The organism is Streptomyces sannanensis (genome assembly GCF_039536205.1).
In the GTDB taxonomy this organism is placed as follows: domain Bacteria; phylum Actinomycetota; class Actinomycetes; order Streptomycetales; family Streptomycetaceae; genus Streptomyces; species Streptomyces sannanensis.
Genome location: NZ_BAAAYL010000001.1, coordinates 2728007 through 2743380 on the forward strand (window position 1 = coordinate 2728007; position 15374 = coordinate 2743380).

The 15374-nt window shown below is 70.3% G+C and carries 11 protein-coding genes; 7 read left to right on the plus strand and 4 right to left on the minus strand.

The annotated features are described in order from the left end of the window. The first annotated feature begins 6 nt into the window (after positions 1–6). From ABD858_RS12805 to ABD858_RS12815, 3 genes are all read left to right on the plus strand, one after another. Positions 7–1362, plus strand: a complete 1356-nt coding sequence (locus ABD858_RS12805) for a carbohydrate ABC transporter permease (protein ID WP_345036744.1) — start codon at positions 7–9, stop codon at positions 1360–1362. A 308-nt stretch (positions 1363–1670) separates the two neighbouring features. Then, on the plus strand, positions 1671–2534 hold the full coding sequence (locus tag ABD858_RS12810; RefSeq protein ID WP_345036746.1) for a carbohydrate ABC transporter permease: 864 nt from the start codon (positions 1671–1673) through the stop codon (positions 2532–2534). 73 nt (positions 2535–2607) lie between these two features. Beyond that, a complete protein-coding gene (locus ABD858_RS12815; protein WP_345036748.1) occupies positions 2608–4857 on the plus strand; it encodes a bifunctional glycosyltransferase/CDP-glycerol:glycerophosphate glycerophosphotransferase in 2250 nt (749 codons plus the stop codon). Here ABD858_RS12815 and ABD858_RS12820 read toward each other — a convergent pair. Next, positions 4847–5452: a TetR/AcrR family transcriptional regulator gene (locus ABD858_RS12820; RefSeq protein WP_345036750.1), complete on the minus strand. Its 606-nt coding sequence runs from the start codon at positions 5450–5452 to the stop codon at positions 4847–4849. The genes ABD858_RS12815 and ABD858_RS12820 overlap by 11 nt on opposite strands. A gap of 234 nt (positions 5453–5686) precedes the next feature. On the opposite strand from ABD858_RS12820, the gene ABD858_RS12825 reads away from it, so the two are divergent. Both ABD858_RS12825 and ABD858_RS12830 read left to right on the plus strand, forming a co-directional pair. Beyond that, a complete protein-coding gene (locus ABD858_RS12825; protein ID WP_345044480.1) occupies positions 5687–6547 on the plus strand; it encodes an ABC transporter permease in 861 nt (286 codons plus the stop codon). Next, the gene (locus ABD858_RS12830; protein WP_345036753.1) at positions 6540–7310 is read left to right on the plus strand and encodes an ABC transporter ATP-binding protein; all 771 of its coding nucleotides are present in this window, start codon (positions 6540–6542) and stop codon (positions 7308–7310) included. Before ABD858_RS12825 ends, ABD858_RS12830 begins: the two co-directional genes overlap by 8 nt. Positions 7311–7369: 59 nt before the next feature. Here the strand turns inward: ABD858_RS12830 and ABD858_RS12835 are convergent, their stop codons facing one another. Beyond that, a complete protein-coding gene (locus ABD858_RS12835) occupies positions 7370–12367 on the minus strand; it encodes an NAD-glutamate dehydrogenase (RefSeq protein WP_345036755.1) in 4998 nt (1665 codons plus the stop codon). A gap of 445 nt (positions 12368–12812) precedes the next feature. On the opposite strand from ABD858_RS12835, the gene ABD858_RS12840 reads away from it, so the two are divergent. After that, a complete protein-coding gene (locus ABD858_RS12840) occupies positions 12813–13379 on the plus strand; it encodes a DJ-1/PfpI family protein (protein WP_345036757.1) in 567 nt (188 codons plus the stop codon). Positions 13380–13419: 40 nt separating this feature from the next. Here ABD858_RS12840 and ABD858_RS12845 read toward each other — a convergent pair whose 3' ends face one another. Beyond that, entirely contained in the window at positions 13420–14082 is a 663-nt protein-coding gene (locus ABD858_RS12845) for an HAD family hydrolase (RefSeq protein WP_345036759.1), read from the minus strand. A gap of 37 nt (positions 14083–14119) precedes the next feature. After that, positions 14120–14620, minus strand: coding sequence for a DUF6912 family protein (locus ABD858_RS12850; protein ID WP_345036762.1), 501 nt, complete (start codon positions 14618–14620; stop codon positions 14120–14122). Between the two features lie 277 nt (positions 14621–14897). Here ABD858_RS12850 and ABD858_RS12855 point away from each other — a divergent pair, with 277 nt between their 5' ends. Continuing rightward, on the plus strand, positions 14898–15341 hold the full coding sequence (locus tag ABD858_RS12855; protein WP_345036764.1) for an Rv3235 family protein: 444 nt from the start codon (positions 14898–14900) through the stop codon (positions 15339–15341). Positions 15342–15374 lie beyond the last annotated feature (33 nt).

Here is a 15374-nt window from a genome sequence, read left to right on the forward strand (position 1 = left end):
GACGCCATGAAGACGGCGACCGCGGGGGGCCCGGCGAGCAGCCCGGCGCCCCCCGCCGACAGGCGTACGCGCAAGAGCGTGACCGGCACCCGCAAGCTCGTCGCGGCCGGCTTTCTGCTGCCCGCACTGGCGCTGCTGGGCGCGCTCGTGGTTTACCCGATCGGGTACTCGGTCTACCGGTCCTTCCTCGACCGCTCCGGGAGCGGTTTCGCCGGCTTCGACAACTACGTGGAGATCTTCACCGACGGCTCCATCCTGACCGCGGTGAAGAACAACGCGATCTGGGTGGTGGTCGCGCCGACCGTCGCGACCACCCTCGGACTGATCTTCGCCGTGCTCACCGAACGGGTGCGCTGGGGCACGGCGTTCAAGCTGATCGTCTTCATGCCGATGGCGATCTCGATGCTCGCCGCGGGCATCATCTTCCGGCTGGTGTACGAGCAGGATCCCGACCGGGGCGTGGCCAACGCGGTCTGGGTGGGCGTGCACGACACATTCGCCGAGTCGGCGGGCTTCCCGCGGGCACACCCGCTGCCGGTCCACCCGCTGAAGACGACCGGCGGCGGGGCGTTCATCACCGAGCAGCCGGTCGGCGCGGGCGCACAGGTCCAGCTGCCGCTGGTCGGTGTGGCACCCGCGAAGATGCCGTCCGACGCGAAGCCCGCGGCGGCGGCGAAGCCGGAGCCGGGCAAGGTCACCGGCACCGCCTGGCTGGACTTCACCAAGGGCGGCGGGGGCAGGCCCAATGCCATCGACCCGAAAGAGCTGGGCCTGAAGGGCATCAGGATCGAGGCGGTCAAGGACGGGAAGGTCGTCGCCTCGGCGAGGGCCGCGGCGGACGGTACGTTCACGCTGCCCGCGAAAGCGGACGGCGCGCTGCTCCGCCTCCCGGCGTCCAACTTCCGTGAGCCCTACAACGGGGTGGACTGGCTCGGCCCGTCCCTCGTCACCCCGGCGATCATCGGCTCGTACATCTGGATGTGGGCGGGCTTCGCGATGGTGCTGATCGCGGCGGGCCTGGCGAGCGTGCCGCGCGAACTGATGGAGGCGGCGCGGGTCGACGGCGCGAACGAGTGGCAGGTCTTCCGCCGTATCACCGTCCCGCTGCTCGCGCCGGTCCTCGCGGTCGTCCTGGTCACCCTCATGATCAACGTACTGAAGATCTTCGACCTGGTCTTCATCATCGCGCCGGGCTCATCCCGGGACGACGCGAACGTACTGGCGCTGCAGCTCTACCAGTCGTCGTTCGGCACGGACGCGCATCTGGGCGTCGGCAGCGCGATCGCCGTGCTGCTGTTGCTGCTGGTGATCCCGGTGATGCTGTTCAACATCCGGCGGATGCGGAGGGAGGCGCGGCGATGAACACCACGTCCACCCCGGCCCGGGCAAGCCACCGGGGGCCCGGGGGTCGCCCCCCGGGTGAGCACAGCAACATCCGGCGGATACGGAGAGAGGCGCGGCGATGAACACCACGTCCACCCCGGCCCGGGCAAACCACCGGGGGCCCGGGGGTCGCCCCCCGGGTGAGCACAGCAACATCCGGCGGATACGGAGAGAGGCGCGGCGATGAACACCACGTCCACCCCGGCCCGGGCAAACCACCGGGGGCCCGGGGGTCGCCCCCCGGGTGAGCACAGCAACATCCGGCGGATACGAAGGGAGGCGCGGCGATGAACCAGCGGCAACCGACCCTCGCCGCACGTATCGCGGCCCGTACGGGCGGCGGTGTGATGCGGGTCTTCCTGGTCCTGGTCGGGCTCTTCTGGCTGATGCCGACGATCGGACTGCTGCTCTCCTCGCTGCGCAGCCCCTCCGACATCAGCGCCGGCGGCTGGTGGAAAGTCTTCACCGCCCCCTCCCAGCTCACCTTCGAGAACTACTCCCACCTCCTCGACAACGAGACCATCGCCGGCTCTCTCCTCTCCACCGTCCTGATCACCGTCCCCGCGACCGTCCTGGTCGTGGTCATCGGCGCACTGGCCGGCTATGCCTTCGCCTGGATGGACTTCCCCGGCCGCGACTGGTGGTTCCTGGTCGTGGTCGGGCTGCTGGTGGTGCCCGTCCAGGTCGCGCTGGTCCCCGTGTCGAAGCTCTTCGGCGAGATCGGAATCTTCGAGACGACGATCGGTGTCGTCCTCTTCCACACCGCCTTCGGCCTGCCCTTCGCGATCTTCCTGTTGCGCAACTTCTTCGCGGAGATCCCCAGGGAGCTGCTGGAGGCGGCCCGGCTGGACGGGGCGGGCGAGATCAGGCTGTTCACCCGGGTCGTGATGCCGCTGGGCGGTCCCGCCATCGCCTCGCTCGGCATTTTCCAGTTCCTCTGGGTCTGGAACGACATGCTGGTCGCGCTGATCTTCGCCGACTCGGAGAGCCCGCCGATCACGGTGGCGCTCCAGCAGCAGGTACGGCAGTTCGGCAACAACATCGATGTGCTCGCGCCCGGCGCGTTCGTGTCGATGGTGATCCCGCTCGCCGTGTTCTTCGCCTTCCAGCGGCAGTTCGTGTCGGGCGTGATGGCCGGTGCGGTGAAGTAGTCGTACGGGGGACACCGTCCCCCGTATGCGGCGTCCGGCGTAACCGATCACCCCATCGGACGTTTTGCGGATCATGCCCCGGTTCAGTGTCATCGTGCCCGCGTACAAGGTGCAGGCGTACCTGCACATCTGCCTGGACTCGGTGCTGAGCCAGAGCTACGACGACCTCGAACTGATCGCGGTCGACGACGCGTCACCGGACGCCTGCGGCACGGTCATCGACGAATGCGCCGCCCGCGACCGGCGCGTGACCGCCGTCCATCTGGCGGAGCGCGGCGGCGCGGGCCCGGCCCGCAACGCCGGCCTCGCCGCCGCCACCGGCGACTACGTGCTCTTCCTCGACGGCCGCGACACGCTCGTACCGGGCGCGCTCCAGGCCGTCGCGGACCGTCTGAAGGAGACGAACGAGCCCGATGTCCTGGTGTACGGGCACGTCCGTGCGCTCTGGTCGGGCGAGGTCGTACCGGGCGGCGACATGCCCCGCCTCACCGAGGAGGGTCCGGCGCCCTTCCGGCTCGCCGACCGCCCCACGCTGCTGTCCCCGCCCCCGCCGGCCTGGGCCATGGCGTACCGCCGCGGGTTCGCGCGCCGCGAAGACCTCGCCTTCCCGCCCGGCCACCACGCGGACCTGCCCTGGAGCGCGCAGGCCCTCATCGCGGCCGTCTCGGTCGCCACCCTCGCTCACGCCTGCGTCCGCCGCCATGAGCGCCGCCCCATGGCGCCCTCCCGCCCCGGCGCCCCCGCCGCCGACGACACGCCCGAGGTCTTCGACGTCTTCGTCCAGTACGAGCGGCTCTTCGCCTTCGTCGACTCCCGGCCCGGCGCCGCCGAATGGCGTCCGCTGCTCTGCCGCCACATGGCCGAGCACTTCGCCGCCGTGCTCGGCGGACTGCCGCAGCTGCCGCGGGGCGCGCGGGCCGAGTTCGCCCGGCGGGCGCGCGCCCACTGCCGGCGGTTCCACCCCCGGGGCACCCGGCACGCGCTGGTGCGGATCGGGGCGCGGCGTACGCTGCTGGCGCTGCGGGCCGGCCGCCGGCTGGCGGCGCGGGCGCGCACTCTGGTCGCGCTCGCCCTGCGGGGGCTGCGGGCAGTCCTGTCCCGGTCGTACTACCGGTTCCAGCGGTGGCTTCCGGTACGCGCCGACCTCGCCGTCTTCATGTCGTACGAACACCATGGCTACGGCGGCAATCCGGCGGCCCTCGAAGCCCGCGTCCGCGAGCTGGCCCCGCACATCCGCACCGCGTGGATCGCGGAACCCGACCGTCCCGACACCGTCCCGGCCGGCGCGCGGCGGCTGCGCCCCGGCAGCCTGGCCTGCTCGTCGGCGCTGGCCCGCGCCAGGTTTCTGGTCGGTGACGCCGGATTCGGCGACGGGACGGTCAAGCGGAGGAGTCAGGTGATGCTGCGGACGCCGCCGGGGACGCCGCTGAAGTCCGAGGGACTGGACCTGCTGGACCGCCCGGCGGCCGGCCCGGTCGACCCGGTCCGGCTGATGCGGAGCGTGGACGGCTGGGACTACCTGGTGTCCGCGAATCCGCACTCCACCCTGGTCCGGGAGCGCGCCTTCCCCGGCAGCTACACCGTGCTGGAGTACGGCCAGCCACGCGCCGATGTCTTCCGGAACGCCACGGCGGCCGATATGGCACGGCTGCGGGCGTCCTTCGGGATCCCGGCCGGTTTCACCGCCCTTCTGTACGTCCCGGAACACCGCGACTACCGGCGTGTCCAGCGGGCCGCCCTCGATCTGCCGCGCCTGGCACGGTCGCTCGGCCCGCGCTGTGTGGTCCTCTCCCGCGCGCCCCGGCCCGACGGCGCGCCCCCCGTCCGCTCCGACTGCTCGGGCTGCTCGGACTGCTCGGACTGCTCGGACTGTCCGCGGGTCGTCGACGTCCGGGCGCATCCCTCCGTCGAGGAGCTCTGTCTGGCCTCGGACGCACTGGTGACCGACTATTCTCCACTGATGTTCGACTACGTCTGCCTGGACCGGCCGGTCGTGATCCACGCCGAGGACCGGGACGTTTTCGAGGCCGTCCGGGGCACCTACTTCGACCTGCGCTCCTTTCCGCCGGGCGCGGTGGCCCGTACCGAGGACGAACTGGTCGACATCTTCGCCACCGGGCTCTGGCGCAGCTCCCGTTCCACGCAGCTGCGGACCGCGTTCCGGGCACGCTTCTGCCCGTACGACGACGGGCGCGCGGCGGAGCGGGTGGTGCGCCATGTCTTCCTGGGTGAGACTGCGGACCCGCCCGCGGCCGTGCCCTTCCCGGCGACGTCCGGGCTGATCGGTGGGCCGCGCAGCGAGAGCTCGGCGCTCAGGCCCTGAGCGCCGCCACGGCGGAGGCCGCGAGACCGTCCAGGTAGCCGGCGGGCAGTGCGCCGCGGACGACGACGAGCCGCCAGTAGAGGGGGCCGATGATGAGGTCGAGGGCCCGTTCGGGGTCGGTGTCCTCGGGGAGCTCGCCGCGGGCGACGGCGTCGCGTACGACGACGGAGGCGATGCCCTGCTGGCTGTCGAGCAGCGCAGCCCTGATCGCGTCGGCGATCTCGGGCTGGCGTACGGACTCGACCAGCAGATCGGGGATGACCTGCGAGGCGACGGGGTGGCGCAGGGCGTGCGAGGCGACTTCGAGAAGCGCGCGCACATCTCCGTACAGCGAACCGGTGGCGGGGGCCGGCAGACCCTGTGCCGAGAAGGCCGTGACCAGGTCGAGCACCAGGTGCAGCTTGGACTTCCAGCGGCGGTAGACGGCGGTCTTGCCGACGCCGGCCCGGCGGGCGATGCCCTCGATGGACATGCGTGCGAAGCCGACCGCCGCCAGTTCCTCGAAGACGGCGGCGCGGATGGCGTCGGTGACGTCCTCCCGGAGCACTGCGGCTCCCGCGGGGGTGCGGCGTGGGGTTACCGGGTCCGTGGTCATGAACAGAGCATAGTCATGCGAATGACGTTACGACGCAACGGTTGCGTTGCGACGTCATTGCGCCATAACCTCGACGTAGCGACGATACGGACCCGTTCCGCCCCACCGTCGATCCTGTCCCCGTCGAGAGCGGACACCGTGACTCTCACTTCTGTGTTTTCCCGGAGGCCGCACCATCGGCGGCGCAGGCCGCGGAACCCCGGCCCCCCGGCCGGACAAGGCGAGCGGAGCGACCTGAGCGCACTCGCGGCCGCACACGGACTGAAGGTGAGCGGGGAACGCCCACCGCTCGGCGCCTATGTGCGGCAGCTGTGGGAGCGGCGTCATTTCATCACCGCCTTCGCCACCGCCCGGAGCAGCGCGCAGTACAGCCAGGCGAAGCTGGGCCAGGTCTGGCAGATCATGACGCCACTGCTGAACGCGGCGGTCTACTACTTCATCTTCGGCATGCTGCTCGGCACCGGCGACAGCGTGCCGGACTTCGTGCCGTTCCTGGTGACCGGCGTCTTCATCTGGACCTTCACCTCTGCCTCGATCATGGCGGGTACCCGCGCGATCAGCGGCAACCTCGGCCTGGTCCGCGCGCTGCACTTCCCGCGCGCCGCGCTGCCCGTCTCGTACGCCATCCAGCAGCTGCAGCAGCTGCTGTTCTCCCTGGCGGCGCTGGCAGCGATCCTCGCCTGCTTCGGGCAGTTCCCGAAGATGTCCTGGCTGCTGGCTGTGCCGGCGCTGCTCCTGCAGTCGATCTTCAACGCCGGCGTGTCGATGATCATGGCGCGGCTGGCCGCCAGGACCCCCGACCTCACCCAGCTGATGCCGTTCGTGCTGCGGACCTGGATGTACACCTCCGGCGTGATGTGGAGCATCGACAAGGTGCTGTCGCACTCGCATATGCCACACCTGGTGGCGGCCGCCCTCCGGTACAACCCGGCCGCCGTCTACATCGACCTGATGCGCTTCGCCCTGATCGACAGCTTCCACGCCGACCAGCTGCCCGCGCATGTGTGGGCCGTCGCCGTCTGCTGGGCGGTCCTCGCCGGATTGGGCGGTTTCATCTACTTCTGGAAAGCCGAGGAGACGTACGGCCGTGGCTGACTCCCGCACCCCGACTGTCGTCGTCGACGACGTCCATGTCATCTACAAGGTCCATGGCACGGGCCCCGCGAAGGGCAATGCCACCTCCGCCCTCGGCCGGATCCTCTCCCGCCGCGGCACCCCCGGCGTGCGCGAGGTGCACGCCGTCAAGGGCGTCAGCCTCGTCGCTCACCGGGGTGAGGCCATCGGCCTGATCGGCTCCAACGGCTCGGGCAAGTCGACCCTGCTCAAGACCATCGCAGGGCTGCTCCCGCCGCACCGCGGCCGGGTCTACACCCATGGTCAGCCCTCGCTTCTCGGTGTGAACGCGGCCCTGATGGGCGATCTGACCGGCGAGCGCAACGTCATCCTCGGCGGGCTCGCGATGGGCATGTCGCGGACGGAGATCCAGGAGAGGTACCAGGACATCGTGGACTTCTCCGGGATCAACGACAAGGGCGACTTCATCTCCCTGCCGATGCGCACGTATTCGTCGGGCATGGGCGCCCGGCTGCGCTTTTCCATCGCGGCGGCCAAGAGCCACGAGGTGCTGCTGATCGACGAGGCGCTGTCCACCGGCGACGCGGCCTTCCAGCGGCGCAGCAAGCGGCGCATCGACGAACTGCGCGAGCAGGCCGGCACGGTCTTCCTGGTCAGCCACAGCAACTCGACGATCACCGAGACCTGCGACCGGGCCATCTGGCTGGAGGCGGGCACACTGCGTATGGACGGCCCGGCGAAGGAGGTCGTCGCGGAGTACGAGCGGTACAACGGCAAGAAGTAGCCCGGACGCGCGAGGGGCCGCCCGCCATCACGGCGAGCGGCCCCTTCACGTAGCCGTCGTCAGCTGTGCGAACGCAGCAGCGAGCGCATCGTCCGCATGGCCACCGACAGGTTGGCCAGGTCGAACGCGTCCGAGGTCTGGATCTCTTCCAGCGTGGTGCGCGCCCGGCCCAGGATCGCCGTGTTCTTCTCCTCCCAGGCCTTGAAGCGCTCCTCCGGCGTCGAGGTGCCGTTGCCGACGGACAGGACGTCCGCCGTCAGCGCCGCGTGCGCCGCGAAGAGGTCCTCACGGATGGAGGCCCGGGCCATGGACTGCCAGCGGTCGGACCGCGGCAGCTCGAGGATCCGGTCCATCAGCTGGGTGATGCTCAGGCGGTCGGCCAGGTCGTAGTACACCTCGGCGACATCCATGACGTCCTTGCCGGTGCGGTCCGCGATCGCCACGATGTCGAGCGCCGGGAACACCGACGAGAACCCGGCCACCCGCAGCGCGAGCCCCTCCGGCACACCGGCCGCGGCCATATCGTCCAGGACGGACTGGTACCACTCCTGGTCCGTGCCCCTGACCAGCTTCGGCAGCTCCGCCCAGACCCTCGCCACGCCCTCGCTGAAGAAGTCGATCGTCTCGGTGAGCTCCAGCGGCTGCGGCCGGTTGTTGAGCAGCCAGCGGGTGCCGCGCTCGACCAGCCGGCGCGAGTGCAGCCGGATCCGGGTCTGGACCTCGGACGCGACCCGGTTGTCGAGGGCCTCGACGTCGTCCCAGACCTGGCCGAGGCCGAAGATCTCACGGGCCGCGGTCTGCGCCCGCACGATCTCCTCGAGCGACGCCCCGGTCTCCTCCCGCAGACGGTGCAGGAAGGTCGAGCCACCGGTGTTGACGGTGTCGTTCACCAGGATGGTCGTGATGATCTCGCGGCGCAGCGCGTGCGTGTCGACCGCCTCGGGGAACCGCTCGCGCAGCGCCTTCGGGAAGTAGGCGTGCAGCAGCTTGCGCAGGTGCGGGTCGTCCGGGAGCGCGGTCCGGATCAGCTCGTCCGCCACCGTGATCTTGGTGTAGGCGAGCAGCACGGCCAGCTCCGGCTGGGTCAGGCCCTGCTTGTTGTTCAGCAGCTCACGGATCTGGCGGTCGTTCGGCAGGAACTCCAGCGACCGGTCCAGGGCCCCGTCCCGGCCCAGCTTGCGCATGAACCGCTGGTGGGCGTGGAGCAGGCTCGGCGACTGGGCGACGGCGTTGGTCAGGGCCACGTTCTGCGCGTAGTTGTTGCGCAGCACCAGCGCACCGACCTCGTCGGTCATCTCGGCGAGCAGCTTGTTGCGCTGCTTGACGGTCATGTCGCCGTCCGCGACCAGCCCGTTGAGCAGGACCTTGATGTTCACCTCGTGGTCGGAGGTGTCCACGCCCGCGCTGTTGTCGATGGCGTCGGTGTTGACCTTGCCGCCGTGCCGCGCGATCTCGATCCGGCCCAGCTGGGTCAGACCCAGGTTGCCGCCCTCGCCGACGACCTTGACCCGCAGGTCCGCGCCGTTGACGCGGATGGCGTCGTTGGCCTTGTCGCCGACGTCGGTGTTCGACTCGGAGGTCGCCTTGACGTACGTACCGATGCCGCCGTTCCACAGCAGGTCCACCGGGGCCTTGAGGACCGCCTGCATCAGCTCGGCCGGGGTCATCTTGGTGATGCCGGGCTCAATACCCAGGGCCTCGCGCATGTGCGCGTTCACCGGGATGGACTTGGCCGTACGAGGGTGGACGCCGCCGCCCGCGGACAGCAGCTCCGTGTTGTAGTCCGCCCACGAGGAGCGCGGCAGCTCGAACAGACGGCGGCGCTCTGCGTGGGACGTGGCCGCGTCCGGGTTCGGGTCGATGAAGATGTGCCGGTGGTCGAAGGCGGCGACCAGGCGGATGTGCTCGGAGAGCAGCATGCCGTTGCCGAACACGTCACCGGACATGTCGCCGACGCCGACGACCGTGAAGTCCTGGGTCTGGGTGTCGTGGCCGAGCTCCCGGAAGTGCCGCTTGACGGACTCCCAGGCGCCGCGGGCCGTGATGCCCATGCCCTTGTGGTCGTAACCGGCGGAGCCGCCGGAGGCGAAGGCGTCGCCGAGCCAGAAGCCGTACGAGACGGCGACCTCGTTGGCGATGTCGGAGAACTTCGCGGTGCCCTTGTCGGCGGCGACGACGAGGTAGGTGTCGTCACCGTCGTGACGGACCACGTCGGCCGGCGGCACGACCTCACCCGCCACCATGTTGTCGGTGATGTCGAGCAGCGCCGAGATGAAGGTCTTGTAGCTGGCGATGCCCTCGGCCAGCCAGGCGTCCCGGTCCACGGACGGGTCCGGGAGCTGCTTGGCGACGAAGCCGCCCTTGGCGCCGACCGGCACGATGACGGTGTTCTTCACCATCTGCGCCTTGACCAGACCGAGGATCTCGGTACGGAAGTCCTCACGCCGGTCGGACCAGCGCAGACCACCGCGCGCGACCTTGCCGAAGCGCAGGTGCACACCCTCGACACGCGGCGAGTACACCCAGATCTCGTAGGCCGGGCGGGGCGCCGGCAGGTCCGGAATGGCCTGCGGGTCGAACTTCATGGAGACGTAGCCGTGCGGCTCGCCGTCCTTGGCCTTCTGGCCCCTCTTGTCACTTCCATCGCCGGCGCTCTGGCCCCTCACGCCGCTTCCATCGCCGGCGCTCTGGAAGAAGTTGGTGCGCAGCGTCGCCTTGATGACGGTGAGGAAGGAACGCAGGATGCGGTCCTCGTCCAGGCTCGCCACCTGGTCCAGGGCGGCGTCCAGCTCCTCCAGCAGAGCGTCGATCAGCTCGGTGCCGGCGTGCTGGCGCTCCGGCGACATCCGGGCCTCGAAGAGGGAGACCAGCAGCCGGGTGGTGTGGACGTTGTTACGGAGGGTGTCCTCCATGTAGTCCTGGCTGAAGGTCGAACCGGCCTGGCGCAGGTACTTGGCGTACGCACGCAGCACCACGGCCTGGCGCCAGGTGAGTCCGGCGCCGAGGACGAGGCAGTTGAAGCCGTCGTTCTCCGCGGCCCCGGTCCACACGGCGGCGAACGCTTCCTGGAAGCGCTCACGGGCGTCGTCGCCGAGGTAGTCGCCGCTGCCGGTCGCCAGCGGCATGCGCAGCCCGAAGTCGTACACCCAGGCGTGCGTACGGTCCGTGCAGCGCAGCTCGTACGGGCGCTCGTCGATGACCTCGACACCGAGCCGGTTCAGGACCGGCAGCACGGCGGAGAGGGAGACCTGCTCACCGACACGGTAGATCTTGAAGCGGCGCTCACCGGGAGCGGCGCCCACCGGCTCGTACAGCGAGAGCGCGAAGTCCCTCTGGCCGCCCTTCAGCTGCTCCAGGTGGACCAGGTCGGCCACGGCGGCGCGCGGCGTGTGGTCGGCCTTGTAGCCCTCGGAGAAGGCGTGGCCGTACCGGCGCAGCAGCTCGGCGGCACGCTCCTCGCCGCACTCGGCGTTCAGCGCCTCGGCGAAGCCGTCCTCCCAGGAGCGGGCGGCCTCGGCGAGCCGGGCCTCGATGCGCTCGGCGTCGGAGGCGGTGAGGTGGGGCAGCTCGGTGCCCTGCGGGACGCGGACGACGAAGTGCAGCCGGGACAGCACCGACTCGGTGTTCCAAGCGGTGAAGTCGACGCTGGTCCCGCCGAGCTCCTCCTTGAGGATGTCGGTCAGACGCTGCCGGACGGTGGTGTTGAAGCGGTCGCGCGGCAGGTAGACGAGGGCCGAGTAGTAGCGGCCGTACTCCTCCTGGCGCAGGTACAGCCGGAGCCGACGCCGCTCCTGCAGGAAGAGGACGCTGGTGACGGTCTCGCGCAGCTTGTCGACCGGGGTCTGGAACAGCTCGTCGCGCGGGTAGGTCTCCAGGATCTGGAGCAGGTCACGGCCGTCGTGGCTGTGGGCCGAGAAGCCGGCGCCCTTGAGGACCTCTTCGACCTTACGGCGGATGACCGGCACGCGGCGGACGGACTCGGTGTACGCGGCGGAGGAGAACAGGCCCAGGAAGCGGCGCTCGCCGACGACATTGCCCTGCTCGTCGAACTTCTTCACGCCGACGTAGTCGAGGTAGCTCGGGCGGTGCACGGTGGCGCGGCTGTTGGCCTTGGTCAGGATGAGCAGCTTGTGCTCACGGGCCTTGGCGCGGGCGTCGGCGGGCAGCCGGTTGAAGGACGGGGAGACCGGGTGGCCGTCGTCCTTGCCGCTGTGGTGCGGGTCGGAACGCAGGATGCCCAGGCCGGTGCCGGGAACGGCGGCGAGCGCGTCGCCGTCGACCAGGTTGTACTCGCGGTAGCCGAGGAAGGTGAAGTGGTCGTCGGAGAGCCAGCGGAGCAGCTCCCGGGCCTCTTCGAGCTCCATCTCACGCAGGTCGCCGGCGAGGGGCTCGTCGGGCAGGCCCCCGGCGATGCGGAGCGCGGCGTCGCGCATCTTCTCCCAGTCCTCGACGGCCTCGCGGACGTCGGACAGGACACGCAGCAGATCGGCGGTGATCTGCTTCAGGTCGGCGCGGTCGGTCTCGCGGTCGGTCTCGACATGGATCCAGGACTCGGTGAGCGCGTCGTGCGGCAGCTCGCCGGCGGCGCCGTTCAGCACCTCGATGAGCTTGCCGGTGACGTCCCGGCGCACGGTGACCTGCGGGTGGATCACGACATGGATGCCGCGGCCCTGACGGGAGAGCTCATTGGTGACGGAGTCGACCAGGAACGGCATGTCGTCGGTGACGACCTCGACGACGGAGTGGCTGCAGGTCCAGCCGTTCTCCTCGACGGTCGGGGTGTGCACCCGGACGTTCGCGGTGCCCTGCGGGCGGTTCTCCGCGAGCCGGTAGTGCGACACGGCCGCGCCGAAGACGTCGACCGGGTCACGGTCGGCGAGGTCCTCTGGAGCGGTGTGGAGGTAGTAGCGCTGGAGGTACGAGTGGAGGACGTCCTGATCGGGACCCTCCTCGATCTCGGACCCAGTCGGTAGTTGCCCCCCGACCGGGCTGTTCTCAGCTACCCGGGCGGCCCGTGCGAGCAGCTCGGCCTTGGCTTCGTCCAGCTTGGTCTGCATGTCCTCTGGCTCCTGTCGCGCGCCGTTGCGTGACGTAGGTGAAAGAAGTGACGCAACGCCGGGGCTCGGGCTTTCCGGCCGGATTCGACGTCGTGTCGGGATAAGAGATGTCCGTGCCGCTGCCGGTCGTTTCCGGCCGGCAGCCACGGTCGCGAAGACCGGCGATCGCCCGGGCACGATGGTGCTCCGGGCGCAGTCCCCCAGCTGTCGCTGGGCGGTACCCCCGTGGGGCTCCGCTGCCCCCGAGGAATATCGCGCTGATCACGCCCCCAAGGCTATCGCTCCGGACCCGGTAGCCGTCATGAGCCGTATGTGTACAAAAGCAGGGGCCCAAGTTTGACACTCTGGACAGCGACACATGACCTCTTGGCAAACAAGCCATGCCGGTGCACCTTGACCGGGACGGCACAGAGGCCGGAACAGCGCAGAGAGGGGAGCAAGGGCCATGGCACCGAAGATCCTGATCGTGACCGGCGACGCGGCGGAGTCGCTGGAAGTCCTCTACCCGTACCAGCGGCTGCGTGAGGAGGGGTACGAAGTCCATATCGCGGCTCCGGCCCGCAAGCACCTGCGCTTCGTCGTCCACGACTTCGAGCCCGGGTACGACACCTACACGGAGAAGCCCGGCTACACCTGGCCGGCCGATCTGGCCTTCTCCGAAGTGGACCCGGGACAGTACGCCGCGCTGGTGATCCCGGGCGGCCGGGCCCCCGAGTATCTGCGCAACGACGCGGAACTACGCAAGATCCTCAAGTACTTCTTCGACGCGGACAAGCCCGTCGCCCAGATCTGCCACGGCCCGCTGCTGACGGCCGCGGTCGGCGGCCTCGTCGGCCGCCGCGTCACCTCCTATCCCGCCCTGGAACTCGACATGCAGGCGGCGGGCGCCACCTTCCACGACGCCGAAGCGGTCGTCGACGGCACCCTGGTCTCCTCCCGCGCCTGGCCGGACCACTCGGCCTGGATGCGTGAATTCCTCACCGTGCTCCGCGCCAAGTCACCGGTCACCTGACACCACCCGACCGCCGGGGCCCGGCAGGAGGTCCGGCAGGTCAGGCCTCGGCCTCCGCCAGCCGGACCGCTTCCGCCAGTGTGTCCACCACCGGCACCCCCGCCGCCTCCAGGCTGGCCCGGCTGTGCGAGCCTCCGGTGTAGAGCACCGCCCGCGCACCCACATGGGCCGCCGCCACCGCGTCGTCGACCGCGTCACCGATGACGACCACCCGCTTCGCGGGTATGCCGTTCAGCGCGGCGATGTGCCGTGCCATGTGCTCGGACTTGCCGCCTCCCGAGGGGCCGGTACGCCCGTCGACCCGTACGAAGCGCCGCTCGATGCCGAAGCCCCGCACCAGCGGCACCAGGTCCTCGTGCCCGTACATGCTCAGGATCGACTGGCTGTGCCCCGCGCCCTGCCAGGTCGCGAGGAGGGACTCCGCCCCCTCGGCGAGCAGGCAGCCCTCCCGGGCCAGCGTGTAGTGCCGGTGGAACACGTCGTCCATCCGCACCCACTCGGCATCCGTGGGCATCCGCCCCAGCAGCCGTTCGTAGAAGAGGGGTATCGGCACGCAGTACATCGCTCGGTACCGCTCCAGCGTGATCGGCTCCAGGCCTATCTCGGCGAAGGCGGCATTGGTCGCCCGGATGACGGCGTCGGTGTCATGGAAGAGCGTGCCGTTCCAGTCCCAGACGATATGTGTGCGTACGTGCATCCCCATGGAAGGGAAGATACCCGGCAGGACTGACAGACCACCCTCAGCCGATGAGGTTGGGAATCTCCTGGACGCCGTACCAGAGCAGCTCATGGTCCTCTGCCCCGTCCACCGTGAACTGCGCGTCGTCGTCCCCGCGGTCCGCGTCGGCCAGCGCGTCGGCCGCTGCGGCCACGTCCTGTCCCGCGTCGACGGAGTCGACATGCACCGAGGCCGCCTTGGCCAGCGGAACCGGGGAGGCGATCCGCACCTGGCCCAGCGTAGCGACCTCGAGGCCCGGCTCCGCGGACGCGGCACCGTCCGGCACGTCGACGGCGACGACTACACGCCGTCGGGGCGCACCGGGGTCGGCGGCGAGCAGCCGCAGCGACGCAAGCGCGGCGCGGTTCAGCGCGGCGTACTCCAGCTCCTCGATGTCGTCCGAGACGTACCACTCGCGCAGCCCCGGAGTGACCGCATAGGCCGTCAGCGGGGCGGGCCCGACCTCACTCGCGGTGTGCGCCTGTGCGAGACCGGGGAGGGTCAGAGGGACGTAGACGCGCATGGCAGGCCGCTTTCGTAGTCGGAGACGCCCATCAGGATACGTGCGCCGTCCCCCTTCAGGGTGCGGACAAGGGCCTGTGCGGCGTCCACCCGGCAACCTCCGGCGCGTGCCGCGGCCGCCTGCACCGGGGCAGAAATCACTCTGATAGGTGAATCTGAGCGCCCCCACCACTGCCCTCTTGACCGGATTGCGACCGCTCTGCCGGACCCGTAGAAGAACCCCCGTCAAGTTACCGCCTGGTAGAAGAGCCGGGCCCGGCAGAACGGGGACCATCGCCATGGAACGGACCATCAGCGGCGCGACCAGGAACAGGACCCGGCCCCCGGGCCGCCGCGACCAGCGCGGCCCCCGCACAGCGCCGCTCCTCCCGCCACAGCCGAAGCCGCAGGACTGGTTCGCGGAACGCCTGCTGGCGGTCCTCAGCGGCCAGCGCCCGGTCCACTGGATGCTCGGCCACACCGTCGGCGAGGCATACGAACAGCTCATCCGGCTCGCACCCGCCACCCCACTCCGGACGCACGGCCTGCGCCCCGTGCTCCGCGGCTGCGGCGCGTACCGCCCCAGGCCCGGCGCGATCGAGGCCTTCGCCCGTATCGGCGCGGGTGGCCGCATCCGCGCGATGGCCTTCCGCCTGGAACAGGGCCCCGACCTCCGCTGGCGCTGCGCGGCGGTGGAACTGGGCGGCGAACTCGAGCCGCACCCGAGCCCGTCCAGGGCCTGAACGCCGCGGGGCCGGACACCGTCACGGTGTCCG